18 protein-coding genes are annotated in these 16583 nt (G+C 68.2%); all 18 read left to right on the plus strand.

What is annotated here, in order from left to right; translation table 11 throughout:
* Positions 1-3696, plus strand: a complete 3696-nt coding sequence (locus tag ACYVF3_RS08195; protein ID WP_461153574.1) for an ADP-ribosylglycohydrolase family protein — start codon at positions 1-3, stop codon at positions 3694-3696.
* A complete protein-coding gene (locus ACYVF3_RS08200) occupies positions 3693-5129 on the plus strand; it encodes a TNT domain-containing protein (protein ID WP_461153575.1) in 1437 nt (478 codons plus the stop codon). Before ACYVF3_RS08195 ends, ACYVF3_RS08200 begins: the two co-directional genes overlap by 4 nt.
* A 530-nt stretch (positions 5130-5659) precedes the next feature.
* The gene (gene rpsL / locus ACYVF3_RS08205; RefSeq protein WP_009948619.1) at positions 5660-6034 is read left to right on the plus strand and encodes a 30S ribosomal protein S12; all 375 of its coding nucleotides are present in this window, start codon (positions 5660-5662) and stop codon (positions 6032-6034) included.
* Positions 6034-6504, plus strand: a complete 471-nt coding sequence (rpsG, locus tag ACYVF3_RS08210; protein WP_145744594.1) for a 30S ribosomal protein S7 — start codon at positions 6034-6036, stop codon at positions 6502-6504. The genes rpsL and rpsG overlap by 1 nt, the downstream gene beginning before the upstream one ends.
* Positions 6505-6600: 96 nt before the next feature.
* The gene (fusA, locus tag ACYVF3_RS08215) at positions 6601-8703 is read left to right on the plus strand and encodes an elongation factor G (protein ID WP_461153576.1); all 2103 of its coding nucleotides are present in this window, start codon (positions 6601-6603) and stop codon (positions 8701-8703) included.
* A gap of 205 nt (positions 8704-8908) precedes the next feature.
* On the plus strand, positions 8909-10102 hold the full coding sequence (gene tuf, locus ACYVF3_RS08220) for an elongation factor Tu (protein WP_461153577.1): 1194 nt from the start codon (positions 8909-8911) through the stop codon (positions 10100-10102).
* Between the two features lie 543 nt (positions 10103-10645).
* Entirely contained in the window at positions 10646-10951 is a 306-nt protein-coding gene (gene rpsJ, locus ACYVF3_RS08225) for a 30S ribosomal protein S10 (protein WP_009948626.1), read from the plus strand.
* A gap of 35 nt (positions 10952-10986) precedes the next feature.
* Positions 10987-11637 carry a 50S ribosomal protein L3 gene (gene rplC, locus ACYVF3_RS08230; protein WP_461153578.1) on the plus strand — a complete coding sequence of 217 codons (651 nt, stop codon included), beginning with the start codon at positions 10987-10989 and terminating at the stop codon, positions 11635-11637.
* Entirely contained in the window at positions 11637-12320 is a 684-nt protein-coding gene (gene rplD / locus ACYVF3_RS08235; protein WP_145744586.1) for a 50S ribosomal protein L4, read from the plus strand. The genes rplC and rplD overlap by 1 nt, the downstream gene beginning before the upstream one ends.
* Complete coding sequence (gene rplW, locus ACYVF3_RS08240) at positions 12317-12616, plus strand: 50S ribosomal protein L23 (protein WP_145744584.1); 300 nt, start codon at positions 12317-12319, stop codon at positions 12614-12616. The genes rplD and rplW overlap by 4 nt, the downstream gene beginning before the upstream one ends.
* A gap of 31 nt (positions 12617-12647) precedes the next feature.
* Positions 12648-13481: a 50S ribosomal protein L2 gene (gene rplB / locus ACYVF3_RS08245; RefSeq protein ID WP_461153579.1), complete on the plus strand. Its 834-nt coding sequence runs from the start codon at positions 12648-12650 to the stop codon at positions 13479-13481.
* Positions 13482-13499: 18 nt separating this feature from the next.
* Positions 13500-13781 (plus strand): 30S ribosomal protein S19, encoded by a 282-nt coding sequence (gene rpsS / locus ACYVF3_RS08250; protein WP_093414191.1) that lies wholly within the window; start codon positions 13500-13502, stop codon positions 13779-13781.
* 42 nt (positions 13782-13823) lie between these two features.
* A complete protein-coding gene (gene rplV, locus ACYVF3_RS08255) occupies positions 13824-14237 on the plus strand; it encodes a 50S ribosomal protein L22 (RefSeq protein WP_186459629.1) in 414 nt (137 codons plus the stop codon).
* The gene (gene rpsC, locus ACYVF3_RS08260) at positions 14237-15085 is read left to right on the plus strand and encodes a 30S ribosomal protein S3 (RefSeq protein WP_461153580.1); all 849 of its coding nucleotides are present in this window, start codon (positions 14237-14239) and stop codon (positions 15083-15085) included. The genes rplV and rpsC overlap by 1 nt, the downstream gene beginning before the upstream one ends.
* Positions 15086-15088: 3 nt before the next feature.
* A complete protein-coding gene (gene rplP / locus ACYVF3_RS08265) occupies positions 15089-15508 on the plus strand; it encodes a 50S ribosomal protein L16 (protein WP_132624366.1) in 420 nt (139 codons plus the stop codon).
* On the plus strand, positions 15508-15750 hold the full coding sequence (rpmC, locus tag ACYVF3_RS08270; protein ID WP_363786240.1) for a 50S ribosomal protein L29: 243 nt from the start codon (positions 15508-15510) through the stop codon (positions 15748-15750). The genes rplP and rpmC overlap by 1 nt, the downstream gene beginning before the upstream one ends.
* Positions 15747-16022 (plus strand): 30S ribosomal protein S17, encoded by a 276-nt coding sequence (gene rpsQ / locus ACYVF3_RS08275; RefSeq protein WP_461153581.1) that lies wholly within the window; start codon positions 15747-15749, stop codon positions 16020-16022. Before rpmC ends, rpsQ begins: the two co-directional genes overlap by 4 nt.
* A gap of 190 nt (positions 16023-16212) precedes the next feature.
* Entirely contained in the window at positions 16213-16581 is a 369-nt protein-coding gene (gene rplN / locus ACYVF3_RS08280) for a 50S ribosomal protein L14 (protein WP_145744570.1), read from the plus strand.
* Positions 16582-16583 lie beyond the last annotated feature (2 nt).

The following is a 16583-nucleotide window of genomic DNA, read 5'->3' on the forward strand; positions in this document are numbered from 1 at the left end:
ATGACCGACCCGCAAAGACAGTTGAGCTGGGCCGATCGTTTCCGTGGTGCGCTGCTCGGCGGCGCCGTGGGCGATTCCCTCGGTGCCGGCGTCCGGCACACCACGACCGCCGAGATACAGCAGTGGTTCGGGCCGCGCGGTGTCGTCGACTACCTGCCGGTCTACGGCAGGCGCGGAGCCGTCACCGACCTGACCCAGCTCACCGCGTTCACCCTCGAAGGCCTGCTGCGCGCGAAGGCCGAGGGCTGCACCGGGCTGCCCACCGAGTTCGTCTTCGCCAACCACCTGCGCTGGTTGCACACCCAGGGCGTGCCGTGGGAGTTCGCGATGTCGGCGTTCGCGGCGACCGAATCGGCACCCGCGAGTTGGCTGCTGGAACGCCGGGAGCTCTACTCCACCCGCAACCCGGCGGGCAACGCCTTGGGCCTGCTCGGACGCATGGCGGCACGCTCGCCGCTCGGCCCCGACGGCGTGCTGCATCCGCCGGTGGTAGTCGACGGATCCGCCGACTACCCGGTGATCGCCGCCCCGGCGATGGTGTGGTCCAACGTGCCCGAAGGCGTGTACGCGGCGGGCGCGGGCGTGGCGAACCTCTTCACCTCCGGCGCCAACTCGATCGCCGCCGCCGGCCTGCACGCCGACGTGCTCGCGCAGCTCATCCGCGGAATCCCGTTGTGGGACGCGGTCACCAGCTCCGACCAGCGCAGGCTCAACGCCGCCTACCGGGTGCCCGGGGTGCCCGCCGACGTGCGCCGGACCGTGCACGCGGCCATGTTCGTGGGCCAGCGCGGCGGAACACCCGGACCGCTCGACATCGACATCGAGTTCGACGTCGTCGACAAGCCCGGTGAGCTCGGGATCGCGCTCGCCGCCGTCGGCAGCACCCGCACCTTCGCCGACGCCGTGCAGGTCGCGGTGAACAACTCCGCCGACAGCGCCGTCACCGGTGCGCTCGCCGGACAGCTCGCGGGCGCGCTGCACGGCCCCGCCGCGATTCCCGCGCCGTGGCTGGACGAGCTCGAACTCCGCCAGGTCATCGAGACCCTGTGCGGCGACGCCGCCGAAGCGTTCGCGCCGCCGCCACCGCCCCAGTGGGCGCAGCGCTACACGCGCGGACCCCAGCAGCAGGGCGCCCGGCAGATCGCCGCCGGACCAGCGAAGACCGTCGAGGGATCCGCCGAGCAGACCATGGTGATGCCGGCGATCAGGGACGATTCCCCGCCGCCCGCTGCGCGGCCGTCGTCACCGCCGCAGGCGCAGCCGACGACACCGCCGCAAGCGGCCGCCGCCCCGGCACCGATCACGGTCCCGGAACCGCCCATCGACCCGGAACCGCCGGTGCAGGAGGACGTTCCGCGGTTCGAATCGCAGGACGACGCGCGGATCGGCGCACCGACCTTCCCCGCGCGCGCCGAGGTCCGCGAACCCGAGCAGCAGACCGAGACCACCGCCGTCTTCGCTGCGATCCGCGACGAGCCGGTACGCGAGCAGAACCCCCTCGACCTCGACATGCGTTCGCGCACACCGATCGACCTCGACCCCGGGGAAGCCGCCGAGCCCGAACCGGAGGTCGAGGAACCCGCGCCGGTTCCCGAGACGCCGTTGGTCGATCTCGCGCCTGAACCCGAGCCCGAGATCGAGCCGGAGACGGAGAACGCGCAGGTCGTCGAGGCCGTTGAGGATGCGGACGAGCCCGAGGGCTCCACGGTGGTGGACGTCAGCGGCATCGGATCCCCCTTCGACCTCATCGCCGTTCCCCAGCGCGACGAGAACGAGCCCGAGCCTGACGCCCGGTTCACCCGCGACGCCGACCCCGAATACCGCTTCACCGACGCGGACTCCGATACGGAGCCGGAGCCGACGCCGATCGACCTGAGCCCCGAGCCCGACGCGGTGCCCGCCGTAGCGCGGCTCACGGCGGTCGAGCCGGAGTCCGAACAGGACGAGCCCGAACGGGACGTGGCGCAATCGGACCTGGTCGAAGAGGCCGTGGCGGACGAGGCCGTGGCGGACGAGGAAGCGGCCGAACCGGAGGTCACCGGGGTCGCCGAAGCCGCGGATTCCGAAGAGGACGTCGAATGCTCCACCGAGGCGGTCGAAGAGGCGGACGCGGAGGACGAGCCGACGGCGAGCCGGCTGCCGGACGAGGCGGCGCGGGAACCCGAAGACGCGGTCACCGCTGAAGACCACGTCGAGGACGTCGCCCTCGACGACGACGTCACGACGGTCGAGGAAGCCGACCTCGAGGCCACCACAGCGGTTCCCGACACCGGTGAACTGGCGTTCGTCCCGGACGTCGCGGACGAAATCGCCGCCACCGCAGCGGGAACAACGCCGTCCGGCGTCGACGATGAGGACGCGGCCGAACCGGAACCGCAGGTCGTCGAGGCCCCTCCGATCTCCGGCGGCCGTCGCGTGCACGCCAAGAACGAGGGCCCCGGAGACGCGGCGCCGTCGCTGACCGAGCGCGTCCTGGGCTGCTTCCTCGGCGGCGCTCTGGGGGACGCGCTCGGAGCCGACCTGGAGTTCGCCACCGCCGCTCAGATCACCGAGCGCTTCGGCCCGACCGGCCCCAGCGGCCTGCGCGAGGCATACGGGGTGCACGGTGCGATCACCGACGACACCCAGATGACGCTGTTCACGGCCGAAGGGCTGATCCGCGGCAGCATCGCCGCGCGCACGCTCGGCGCCGAGGACCCGCTGCCCGAGGTGCAGCTCGCCTACCAGCGCTGGCTGCACACCCAGGGAGTCGAGTGGGACGCGTCCGCGGGCCCGTTCCTCGACGACCACCCGCTGCCCGACGGCTGGCTGGTCGAGGTCCCGAACCTGTTCCGCACGCGGGCGCCGGGCAAGACGATCTTCCGGGCGCTGACGGACTTCGGCGACGGCAACCCGGCCGGTTCGCTGACCCAGAAGATCAACAACTCGAAGGGGTGCGGGGGCGCGATGCGCGCGGCTCCGGTGTCGCTGACCTCCACCGACCCGGCGGAGGTCTTCGAGCTGGCGGCGCGCACCGCGGCCCTCACCCACAGCCACCCGGCCGGCTACCACTCGGCGGGCGCGCTGGCGGTGATCGTGCAGCAGGCGCTGCTCGGCCGCAGCCTCGACGACGGCGTGTGGCTGGCGCTGCAGGTCCTGGAGACCTGGGACGACCACGAGGAGACCACCGAGGCGATCAAGGCCGCGGTCGGCCTGGCTGCCGAAGGCGTTCCCTCGCCTGAGCGCATCGCCGAGGCGCTCGGCGGCGGCTGGGTCGGCGAGGAGGCCGTGGCCATCGCGGTGTGCGCGGCTCTGGCCGCTGGCGAGGACGTCGAGCTGGCGCTGAAGATCGCCGTGCACCACGACGGCGACAGCGACTCCACCGGCGCGATCTGCGGCAACATCGTCGGCGCTCTGCAGGGCGTCGGGGAGCTGCCGCTGGACTGGCTGGCCGAGCTGGAGCTGCGCGACGTCATCGAGCAGGTGGCGCTGGACTGCGTGGCAGAGTTCGGCCGCGGCGGTTTCCAGCCCGGCCGGGCCGCCATCGAGCCGCCGTCCGATCAGGACTGGAACGAGCGTTACCCGGTTCGGCCGACGTGGTCGGCCGAACCGGCAACCGTCGGTGCCGAGACAGGCGGGTTCCCCTCGCCGAAGCCGGCACCGCGCCGCCGCCTCGACGGGGTGGCGCACACCGAAACCGCTGAGGGGGACAGTTGATCAGCGTCAGGCAGGGTGACCCGTTCCCGGTGCACCCGCCCTTCCCGGCTCCGGCCGCCTTCGGCGCCTTCCCGGACCGCACCGCGCAGCTGGAGGAACTGCTGCAGGCCCTGCGCGCCGTGGCGGGCACCGGCGAGATCCGCTGCACCGCGCTCGGGACCCGCTTCGAGTCCGATGCGGGTGACGAGGCGTTCGAGCTGCTGCGCAGGATCCGCGACGTCGGCTACACCCCGGGCACGGGTGCCTGGACCTCCGCGGTCTTCGCCGGCGGGGAGCTGCGAACCTCCTTCGACGAGCCCCAGTGGCAGAACCCGCCGGAGGACGGCCGCGCGCACCTCGACGAGCTGCGCTTCTACCCGCGCCGCGATCCCGCGCAGTGGCTGCTCGCCCCGGCCTGGGACTACTTCGTCGATTCCGTCACTTATCCGGACGGCGCGACCGGTCCGCTGCGGATGCTGCCGGTCTTCGACGGGCGCGATCCGCAGGGCACTCCGCAGGTGTTCCGGCCCGCCGTGCCGTGGATCGAGAAGCGCGAGGTCTTCAGCTACCTCAACGGCGGCGAGATCGTGCTGTCGGCGATGTCCACCGACGCCGACGAGCTCGACCCGCAGCGCGGCGCCGAGGTGCCCAAGCAGTTCCACACCGACGGCGTGTGGGTGTGGCCGCAGGCGATGGCCTACTACCTCGAAGAGCACGACATCGCGCCGCCGCCGGAGTTCCTCGACCACATCCGCCGCGCCCGCTACCAGGCGCCGACCACGGTCGCCGACGTCCGCTCCGCCGAGGCGAAGTCGCTGATCCTGGCCAACGACCCGGCGTCGATGCTGGCCCACCGGCCGGAGGACGCGTTCGTCGCGGTCGGCGCGCACCTGGCGGCTCAGGGCGTGAGCAGCCGGTTCTACAGCTTCGATGAGCCGGTCAGCGGTGGCTGGAGCATGCGGCCGGAGCCGGACGGCTGGTGGGCGGTGGAGGCGCACGACGACCGGCCGAACCCCAAACACCGCTTCCCGGACCCGTGGACGGCGGGGTTCTTCCTGATCGGCGCGATGACCGTCGAGCGCGAGCGCTACCTGCGGGAGCCGGACGAGGCGCTGCTGGACTTCGAGTGCCCGTGGCCGGAGATGGCCGACGAGCCGCCGCTGTCGTCCTACGACCAGAAGTTCGTGGTCCGGCTGCAGCCCGGCGACGAGATCGATCGCTTCGGCGAGCCCACCGGCAACACCGCGTTCGTCGCGGGCACCACGCTGCCGCAGCGCGGCCTCCCGGCGGGACGGGAGCCGGGGCCCTACCGCCGCTACCGGGTCGCGCAGCCGTTCGACGCGATCACCGGGATCGCCAAGCCCGATCACGGCCAGGTCGGCGGCGGAACCGCCTACGTGCTGCCCAACTCCTTCAAGGTCCTGTCCGAGGAGGGCTGGCTCGTCGAGGCCTGATCGCTGGTTCGCGCGCGGTCTCGCGCCGCGTCTGAAGCGGGGTGTCCGGACCGGACACCCCGTTCTCGGTTGCCCCCGAGGGGCTTGTCGCACGGGGTAGGCTGGTGCCATCAGTTGATGAGAGCTCGCACCTCATTCGAGGCGCGCAGGCCGCGCCGGGTGATCGAGCAGGTCAAGAGGACCCCCCGTTTTGACCCTCTGAGAACGGGCCGGGTATCTTTGTTTATCGGACCCGACGCCAATCGGGTCGATCCGCATGCCCGTGCATGACGTGGCCGCCCCAGTGGAGGGCCGCGGCAGCGCCGAGGATGTGTGGAACTCCTCCGAAAACCCTCTGGGGTCTACCTCGGTTTCGGCCGATGCGGGCGCTGCGAGGGCCGAGGGGTGGGCGACACGCCCGACCTCGTGTGCGGGGAGTCCCGAAACACAGTGCCTGACAGGTGCTCGACGCCCAGGGCACGCCGAAGCTCGAACGAGCGGCTGCTTGGTCGAGTACCTAAAAGACGCGAACGCTGACAGAAAGCCGGTCCATGCCCACCATCCAGCAGCTGGTCCGTAAGGGCCGCCAGGACAAGGTCGCCAAGACCAAGACCGCGGCGCTCAAGGGGAGCCCGCAGCGGCGTGGCGTGTGCACCCGCGTGTACACGACCACCCCGAAGAAGCCCAACTCGGCCCTGCGCAAGGTCGCTCGTGTCAAGCTGACCAGCGGCATCGAGGTCACGGCCTACATCCCGGGTGAGGGCCACAACCTGCAGGAGCACTCGATCGTGCTCGTTCGTGGCGGCCGTGTGAAGGACCTTCCCGGCGTGCGCTACAAGATCATCCGCGGTTCCGCTGACACCCAGGGTGTGAAGAACCGCAAGCAGGCTCGCAGCCGCTACGGCGCGAAGAAGGAGAAGAGCTGATGCCCCGCAAGGGTCCGGCCCCGAAGCGGCCGCTGCACGCTGATCCCGTGTACGGCTCGCCGCTGGTCACGCAGCTGGTGAACAAGGTCCTCGTCGACGGCAAGCGCTCGCTGGCCGAGAGGATCGTCTACGCGGCCCTCGAAGGCTGCCGTGAGAAGACCGGCACCGACCCGGTCGTCACGCTCAAGCGTGCTCTGGACAACGTCAAGCCGACCCTGGAGGTCCGCAGCCGCCGTGTTGGTGGCGCGACCTACCAGGTGCCGATCGAGGTGCGGGCCGGCCGGTCCACCACCCTCGCGCTGCGTTGGCTGATCACCTACTCCCGGCAGCGCCGCGAGAAGACGATCGTCGAGCGCCTGATGAACGAGCTGCTGGACGCGAGCAACGGTCTCGGCGCGAGCGTCAAGAAGCGTGAAGACACGCACAAGATGGCGGAGTCCAACAAGGCCTTCGCGCACTACCGCTGGTGACATCTGGTGGGTCTTGCCCGCCAGCCGAACCGATTCGACAGCTTTGCACCTGTCACCGCGACTTGCACCTGCTGTTAGGGAACGGGGAAGAATCTCGTGGCACGCGACGTGCTGACTGACCTGACCAAGGTCCGCAACATCGGCATCATGGCCCACATCGATGCGGGCAAGACCACCACGACCGAGCGGGTCCTGTACTACACCGGGATCACGCACAAGCTCGGTGAGACGCACGACGGCGCGTCTCAGATGGACTGGATGGAGGAGGAGCAGAAGCGGGGCATCACGATCACCTCGGCTGCTACCACCACCTTCTGGGGCGACAACCAGATCAACATCATCGACACCCCCGGCCACGTCGACTTCACCGTCGAGGTCGAGCGCTCGCTGCGCGTCCTCGACGGCGCCGTCGCGGTGTTCGACGGCAAGGAAGGTGTCGAGCCCCAGTCCGAGCAGGTCTGGCGCCAGGCCGACAAGTACGACGTCCCGCGCATCTGCTTCGTCAACAAGATGGACAAGCTCGGTGCGGACTTCTACTACACCGTGAGCACCATCGAGGACCGGCTGCACGCCAAGCCGCTGGTCCTGCAGCTGCCGATCGGTGTCGAGTCCGAGTTCGAGGGCGTCGTCGACCTGGTCCGGATGAAGGCTCTGACCTGGCGTGGTGAGGTGTCCAAGGGCACCGACTACGAGGTCGAGGAGATCCCGGCGGATCTGGCCGACAAGGCCGCCGAGTACCGGGAGAAGCTGGTCGAGGCCGTCGCCGAGACTGATGAGGCCCTCATGGAGGCCTACTTCAGCGGCGAGGAGCTGACCCAGGAGCAGATCAAGGACGGCATCCGCAAGATCACCGTCGAGCGCACCGCGTTCCCGGTCATCTGCGGTACCGCGTTCAAGAACAAGGGCGTTCAGCCCATGCTCGACGCGGTCGTCGACTACCTGCCCTCGCCCCTCGACGTCCCGCCGGTGCAGGGCACCCTGCCCGACGGCGAGACCCCGGCGGAGCGCAAGCCGAGCACGCAGGAGCCGTTCGCCGCGCTGGTCTCCAAGATCGCGGTGCACCCGTTCTTCGGCAAGCTCACCTACATCCGGGTCTACTCCGGCAAGGTCGCCTCCGGCGCCCAGGTCATCAACTCGACCAAGGGCCGCAAGGAGCGCATCGGGAAGATGTTCCAGATGCACTCCAACAAGGAGAACCCGGTCGAGGAGATCCAGGCCGGTCACATCTACGCGGTGATCGGTCTCAAGGAGACCACCACCGGTGACACCCTGAGCGACTCCGCGAACCCGATCGTCCTCGAGTCGATGACGTTCCCGGCGCCGGTCATCGAGGTGGCCATCGAGCCCAAGACGAAGGCCGACCAGGAGAAGCTCTCCACGGCGATCCAGAAGCTCGCCGAGGAAGACCCGACGTTCCAGGTCAACCTGGACGACGAGACCGGTCAGACCATCATCAAGGGCATGGGTGAGCTGCACCTCGAGGTGCTGGTGAACCGCATGAAGACCGACTTCCGCGTCGAGGCGAACATCGGTAAGCCGCAGGTGGCCTACCGCGAGACGATTCGCAAGACGATCGAGAAGTACGAGTACACGCACAAGAAGCAGACCGGTGGTTCCGGTCAGTTCGCGCGCGTGATCATCAGGCTCGACCCGATCGAGCAGACGTCCGACAGCGCGACCTACGAGTTCTCGAACAAGGTCACCGGCGGTCGGATCCCGCGGGAGTACATCCCGTCGGTGGACCAGGGTGCGCAGGACGCCATGCAGTACGGCGTGCTGGCCGGCTACCCGCTGGTCGGCGTGAAGGTGACCTTGCTCGACGGCCAGTACCACGAGGTCGACTCGTCGGAAATGGCCTTCAAGGTCGCCGGTTCGATGGCGCTCAAGGAGTCGGCCGCCAAGGCGTCTCCCGCGCTGCTCGAACCGATGATGGCGGTCGAGGTGACCACGCCCGAGGACTACATGGGCGAGGTCATCGGTGACCTGAACTCCCGCCGTGGCCACATCCAGGCCATGGAGGAGCGCAGCGGAACCCGCGTCGTCAAGGCTCTCGTGCCGCTGTCCGAGATGTTCGGGTACGTCGGCGACCTGCGGTCCAAGACCCAGGGTCGTGCCAACTACTCGATGGTGTTCGACTCCTACGCCGAGGTTCCGGCCGGTGTGGCTAAGGAGATCATCGCCAAGGCAACGGGCGAGTGACCCGCTGGTCGGCCTCGGGTCACCGGGGCCGACCAAGAGGCGACGCCTCGCGAAGGCGACCGGGGAGCAATCCCCTCCAGACGGCGGCGAGCGGGCCGTGAACTCCTCCGGGAGGAAGCGAACCGCTCGTCACCGACCCGACAGGACTCCGCCTGGCACACCAAGTCGTACGGCGGAAAGTTAACAAGTCCAGGAGGACAATCCAGTGGCGAAGGCGAAGTTCGAGAGGGACAAGCCGCACGTCAACATCGGGACCATCGGTCACGTTGACCACGGCAAGACCACGCTCACCGCAGCCATCACCAAGGTTCTGCACGACAAGTTCCCGGAGCTGAACCCCTTCACGCCGTTCGACGAGATCGACAAGGCGCCGGAGGAAAAAGAGCGCGGCATCACGATTCAGATCTCGCACGTCGAGTACCAGACGGATAAGCGTCACTACGCTCACGTCGACGCTCCGGGTCACGCTGACTACGTGAAGAACATGATCACCGGTGCCGCCCAGATGGACGGTGCGATCCTGGTGGTCGCCGCGACCGACGGTCCGATGCCGCAGACCCGCGAGCACGTGCTGCTGGCTCGCCAGGTCGGCGTGCCCTACATCCTGGTGGCGCTCAACAAGTCCGACATGGTCGACGACGAGGAGATCCTCGAGCTCGTCGAGATGGAGGTCCGCGAGCTGCTGTCGTCCCAGGAGTTCCCGGGCGACGACGTGCCGGTCGTGCGCGTCTCCGCGCTGAAGGCGCTGGAGGGCGACGAGGAGTGGGCCAACAAGATCGTTGAGCTCATGTCCGCCGTCGACGAGAGCGTCCCGGACCCGGTGCGCGACACCGACAAGGCGTTCCTGATGCCGGTCGAGGACGTCTTCTCGATCACCGGCCGCGGCACCGTCATCACCGGCCGCATCGAGCGCGGCATCATCAAGGTGAACGAGGAGGTGGAACTGGTCGGCATCAAGGAGAAGCCGCTCAAGACCACCGTCACCGGTGTCGAGATGTTCCGCAAGCTCCTCGACGAGGGCCACGCGGGCGACAACGTCGGTCTGCTGATTCGCGGCATCAAGCGCGAAGAGGTCGAGCGCGGCATGGTCGTCGTGAAGCCGGGCACCACCACCCCGCACACCGAGTTCGAGGCGCAGGTCTACATCCTGTCCAAAGACGAGGGTGGCCGTCACACGCCGTTCTTCAACAACTACCGTCCGCAGTTCTACTTCCGGACGACGGACGTCACCGGCGTTGTGACCCTGCCCGAGGGCACCGAGATGGTCATGCCGGGCGACAACACCGAGATGTCGGTCCAGCTGATCCAGCCCATCGCGATGGACGAGGGTCTGCGCTTCGCGATCCGCGAAGGTGGCCGCACGGTCGGCGCCGGTCGCGTCACCAAGATCAACAAGTGATGTGACGAGGACCCGCTTTCCGCGACGGAAAGCGGGTCCTCTCTTGTTTTGCGTGACCTCGGTCCCGTAAAACGACCCCCGATTTTGGGTGGTGCGAGCGATGTGCCATCCTATGTGGGTTGCTCGTTCAGGGCGGCCGGAATTTCAGGCTTCGGATCGATCTCATCGGTCCTGGTAGCCGGGTTGAAACTCCGGCCGCCTTGGTGCGAGGGCCTCGCGCCCTTGTTCGGTGTTCGGGTCCGTTCTCTTTCGGAATCCGATCCCCCGGCCGCTCGGTCGGCCGAGCAGGGCACAAGAAAGGTGTACGGGCCTCCGGGCCCACCCCATCGGCGACGTTCGTGGGGACCGGTCTGCGACAGCTGGGCGACACGCCCGACCGCGTGTACCGGGCACCTCAACACTTGAACAGGGGCGGACTGAGAGCTGTGACGGCTCCCGGTATCGGGGACGACACCAAGCTGAGGGCCGTGAGGGGCACCGATGGGTGCGCCCTGCACCCATGTACCTAACCGCGGCACGAGACTAGAGGAACGGCAAGCCACCATGGCGGGACAGAAGATCCGCATCCGGCTCAAGGCCTACGACCACGAGGCGATCGACGCGTCCGCACGCAAGATCGTCGAGACCGTGACGCGCACCGGCGCTCGGGTCGTGGGGCCGGTGCCGCTGCCCACTGAGAAGAACGTCTACTGCGTCATCCGCTCCCCGCACAAGTACAAGGACTCGCGGGAGCACTTCGAGATGCGGACGCACAAGCGGCTCATCGACATCCTCGAACCGACGCCGAAGACGGTCGACGCGCTCATGCGCATCGACCTGCCGGCCAGCGTCGACGTGAACATCCAGTAAGGCACGGCGACGAGGTAGCGGAGAGAACGAGACCAATGTCTGACAGGCAGATCAAGGGGCTTCTGGGCACCAAGCTCGGCATGACCCAGGTCTTCGACGACAAGAACCGGGTCATCCCGGTGACCGTCGTGCAGGCCGGGCCGAACGTGATCACCCAGATCCGGACCCCCGAGAAGGACGGCTACTCGGCCGTGCAGCTGGCGTTCGGCGCCGTCGACCCCCGCCGGGTGAACAAGCCGCGTGGCGGCCACTTCACCAAGGCCGGTGTCACGCCGCGCCGTCACATCGTCGAGCTGCGCACCGCGGACGCCGGCGAGTACGAGCTCGGCCAGGAGATCAGCGCGGACCTCTTCGAGGCAGGCGCGGTGGTCGACGTGGTCGGCACCAGCAAGGGCAAGGGCTTCGCGGGCACGATCAAGCGGCACGGCTTCCACCGTCAGCCGATGAGCCACGGTGCTCAGGCCGTGCACCGCAAGCCGGGTTCCATCGGCGGCTGCGCGACCCCCGGTCGCGTCTTCAAGGGCATGCGCATGGCGGGGCGGATGGGTACCAACCGCGTCACCACGCAGAACCTGAAGGTGCACAAGGTCGAGGGCGACAACGGCCTGCTGCTGATCAAGGGCGCCGTGCCCGGCCCGAAGGGTGGCCTGGTTCTGGTGAAGAGTCCCGCGAAGGGTGGTGCGTGATGAGCTTGACGCTCGATGTCCGTACCCCGGACGGCAAGACCGACGGCACCGTCGAGCTGCCGGCCGAGATTTTCGACGCGCAGGCCAACGTGGCGCTGCTGCACCAGGTCGTCGTGGCCCAGCTGGCCGCGGCTCGCCAGGGCACGCACGCGACCAAGACCCGCGGTCAGGTCTCCGGCGGCGGCAAGAAGCCGTACCGGCAGAAGGGCACCGGTAACGCCCGTCAGGGCTCCATCCGCGCCCCTCAGTTCGCCGGCGGTGGCACCGTCCACGGCCCGCAGCCGCGGGACTACACCCAGCGGACCCCGAAGAAGATGGTGAAGGCCGCCCTGCGCGGTGCCCTCTCCGACCGGGTTCGCGCCGGCCAGCTGCACGTGGTCACCGGCGTTGTCGGCGGCGAAGCGCCGTCCACCAAGTCGGCCAAGACCGCGCTGCGGAACTGGACCGAAGCCAAGAAGGTTCTGGTCGTGCTCGACCGCCACGAGGATCAGAACTCGTGGCTGAGCCTGCGGAACCTGCAGAACGTGCACCTGATCGACCCGGGTCAGCTGAACACCTACGACGTGCTCAACAGCGACGACGTGGTGTTCACCAAGGCCGCCTACGACCGTTTCGTCGCAGGTCCGGCCAAGGGCCGGTCGGTCAAGGCCGTCGCTTCTTCCGCTGAGGAGGCAGAGCAGTGAGCGCCGACCCCCGGGACATCATCCTGAAGCCGGTGATCTCCGAGAAGAGCTACGGACTGCTGGAGCAGTCGCAGTACACCTTCTTGGTGGACCCGCGCTCGAACAAGACCGAAATCAAGATCGCCATTGAGCAGATCTTCGACGTCGAGGTCGCCAGCGTCAACACGATCAACCGCAACGGCAAGCGCAAGCGCACCCGCACCGGGTTCGGCAAGCGCAAGGACACCAAGCGGGCGATCGTGACCCTGACGCCGGGCAGCAAGGCGATCGAGATCTTCGGCGGTCCGGCCGCCTGACGGTGCTGATTAGGACGAGGTTGCTTTAGAAATGGGCATTCGCAAGTACAAGCCGACGACGCCTGGCCGTCGTGGCTCGAGCGTGTCCGACTTCGCCGAGATCACCCGGACGGAGCCGGAGAAGTCGTTGATCGTCCCGCTGAATCGCAAGGCGGGCCGCAACGCTCAGGGCAAGATCACCACGCGGCACAAGGGTGGCGGTCACAAGCGGTCCTACCGCCTGATCGACTTCCGCCGCAACGACAAGGACGGCGTGCCGGCCAAGGTCGCGCACATCGAGTACGACCCGAACCGCAGTGCTCGGATCGCTCTCCTGCACTACGCCGACGGCGAGAAGCGCTACATCGTGGCGCCGAACGGCGTGAAGCAGGGAGACCCGATCGAGTCCGGCGCTCGGGCCGACATCAAGCCGGGTAACAACCTCCCGCTGCGCAACATCCCCACCGGTACCGTGATCCACGCGATCGAGCTCCGCCCCGGTCAGGGTGCGAAGATCGCTCGCTCGGCCGGTGCCCGGGTGCAGCTGGTGGCCAAGGACGGACCGTACGCCCAGCTGCGGATGCCTTCGGGCGAGATCCGCAACGTGGACGCGCGCTGCCGGGCCACCGTCGGCGAGGTCGGCAACTCGGAGCACGCCAACATCAGCTGGGGCAAGGCCGGCCGCATGCGGTGGAAGGGCAAGCGCCCGACCGTCCGCGGTGTCGTCATGAACCCGGTGGACCACCCGCACGGTGGTGGTGAGGGCAAGACCTCCGGTGGTCGCCACCCGGTCAACCCGAACGGTAAGCCGGAGGGTCGTACCCGTCTCCGCAAGCCGAGTGACAAGCTCATCGTCCGCCGCCGGCGTACCGGCAAGAAGCGCTGAGCAGGGAGGTAAGCAAACATGCCACGCAGCCTGAAGAAGGGCCCGTTCGTGGACGACCACCTGCTCAAGAAGGTGGACGCGCTTAACGAGTCGGGCAAGAAGACCGTGATCAAGACTTGGTCCCGTCGGTCCACGATCATCCCGGACATGCTGGGCCACACCTTCGCGGTGCACGACGGCCGCAAGCACGTCCCGGTGTTCGTCACCGAGGCGATGGTGGGTCACAAGCTGGGCGAGTTCGCCCCGACCCGCACGTTCAAGGGCCACGTCAAGGACGACCGGAAGTCGCGCCGCCGCTGAGCGGGTCTGTGACACGAACGAGTAAGAGCAAGGGGTAGCAGGATGACAGCCCGTTCCGACTCCACTGCCGCGGAAGCCCCGCGGGCAGTGGCGCGGGCCCGGTTCGTCCGCGTGTCGCCGATGAAGGCGCGGCGCGTGGTCGAGCTCATCAAGGGCCGGAGCGCCAGCGATGCCCTGGCTGTGCTTCAGTTCGCGCCGCAGACCGCAAGCGGTCCGGTGTCGAAGGTGCTCGCCAGTGCGATCGCCAACGCGGAGAACAACCTTTCCCTCGACCCCGACACGCTGGTCGTGCACCACGCGTACGTGGACGAGGGTCCGACGTTGAAGCGGTTCCGGCCGCGCGCGCAGGGTCGTGCGTACCGGATCCGGAAGCGGACCAGCCACATCACGGTCGAGGTTGAATCTCGGCCTGCGGCGACCAAGTCCCGAAAGAGCCAGAAGGGGAGTGCCCGGTAGTGGGTCAGAAGATTAACCCGCACGGCTTCCGACTCGGCATCACCACGGACTGGAAGTCTCGCTGGTACGCCGACAAGCAGTACTCGGAGTACGTCGCGGAAGACGTCAAGATCCGCCGGCAGCTGTCTCGCGGGATGGAGCGCGCTGGGATCTCGAAGGTGGAGATCGAGCGCACCCGTGAGCGCGTCCGCGTGGACATTCACACCGCCCGGCCGGGCATCGTCATCGGCCGTCGTGGTGCCGAGGCGGACCGCATCCGCGGTTCCCTCGAGAAGCTGACCGGCAAGCAGGTTCAGCTCAACATCCTCGAGGTCAAGAACCCCGAGGCGGACGCCCAGCTGGTCGCACAGGGTGTGGCCGAGCAGCTGTCCAACCGCGTGTCCTTCCGGCGCGCGATGCGCAAGGCCATTCAGTCGGCCATGCGCTCGTCGCAGGTCAAGGGCATCCGGGTGCAGTGCGGCGGACGTCTGGGTGGCGCGGAGATGTCGCGCTCGGAGTTCTACCGCGAGGGTCGCGTTCCGCTGCACACGCTGCGCGCGGACATCGACTACGGCTTCTTCGAGGCCCGCACCACCTTCGGGCGCATCGGCGTCAAGGTGTGGATCTACAAGGGCGAGCTGGTCGGTGGCCTGAAGCAGAAGCAGCAGGAGTCCGAGGTCCGTCCGCCGCGCGGCGGCGGCAACGACCGCAACGAGCGTGGTGGCCGCGGTGACCGCGGTGGCCGTCGCCGTGGCGGCGCGGACCGCGGCGAGCGCGGTGCGGCTGACAAGTCCGCCAAGGCCGAGACCAAGGCCGCGGAGGGCGAGCAGCCGCAGGCTGCGCCGGCTGAAGAGAAGACGGAGGGCTGAGACGTGCTCGTCCCACGCAGGGTGAAGTGGCGCAAGAGCCACGCGCCGAAGCGTAAGGGCTTCGCCAAGGGTGGCACCCGGATCAGTTTCGGCGAGTACGGCATTCAGGCGATCGAGCACGGCTACGTGACCAACCGTCAGATCGAGTCGGCCCGTATCGCCATCACCCGGCACGTCAAGCGTGGCGGCAAGGTGTGGATCAACATCTTCCCGGACCGCCCGCTGACGAAGAAGCCCGCCGAAACCCGTCAGGGTTCCGGTAAGGGTTCGCCGGAGTCCTGGGTCGCCAACGTCAAGCCCGGACGCATCATGTTCGAGCTGACGTTCCCGAACGAGAAGACGGCGGTCGAGGCGCTGACTCGTGCGGCGCACAAGCTCCCGATGAAGTGCAAGATCGTGTCCCGCGAGGGTGGTGACTTCTGATGGCAGCGGGTGTCACCGCATCCGAGCTCCGCGAGCTGGACAACGAGGAGCTCGTGCAGCGGCTGAAGGAATCGAAGGAAGAGCTGTTCAACCTCCGGTTCCAGATGGCCACTGGTCAGCTGCAGAACAACCGGCGGCTGCGCGTCGTCCGACAGGACATCGCCCGGATCTACACCATCATGCGCGAGCGCGAACTCGGCCTCACGGTGAACACCGAAGGCGCTGAGGAGGGCGCGGCATGACTGAGAAAGGACAGGGCGTGGAGCGCAACAGCCGCAAGGTGCGCGAGGGCTACGTCGTCTCGGACAAGATGGACAAGACGATCGTGGTCTCCCTGGAAGACCGCAAGAAGCACGCCCTCTACGGCAAGGTCATGCGCCAGACCACCAAGGTCAAGGTGCACGACGAGGCCAACGCCGCCGGCATCGGCGACCGGGTGCTGCTGATGGAGACCCGGCCGCTGTCGGCCAGCAAGCGCTGGCGACTGGTCGAGGTCGTCGAGAAGGCCAAGTAATCAACCGTTTTGGGGCGCCGCTGCGCTGCGGTGGTTCCCCAGAACGACACGGTGGACCGGCCGGTCGTCGGCAAGATCAGCGACCGGCCGTTTCGCTTGTGGAAGTTGACCGCGCGTGTCAGGTCGGCAATTTGGCACGCCAGAGTGTGTCCGGGCACGAGGTCAGGGCACTTAGGGTCAGGAGTCATACGTGATCCAGCAGGAGTCGCGACTTCGCGTCGCCGACAACACCGGGGCCAAGGAGATCCTCACGATCCGGGTCCTCGGTGGGTCGGGCCGGCGCTACGCGGGCCTCGGGGACATCATCGTGGCGACCGTCAAGGAAGCCATCCCCGGAGCCGGAATCAAGAAGGGCGATGTGGTCAAGGCCGTCATCGTCCGGCAGAAGAAGGAAAGGCGTCGCGCGGATGGCTCGTACATCCGGTTCGACGAGAACGCCGCCGTCCTGGTGAAGCCGGGCGGCGAGCCGCGGGGCACCCGCATCTTCGGGCCGGTGGCCCGAGAGCTGCGCGACAAGAAGTTCATGAAGATCATCTCGCTCGCGCCGGAGGTGTTGTGATC

It is taken from the genome of Saccharopolyspora tripterygii (assembly GCF_054778355.1).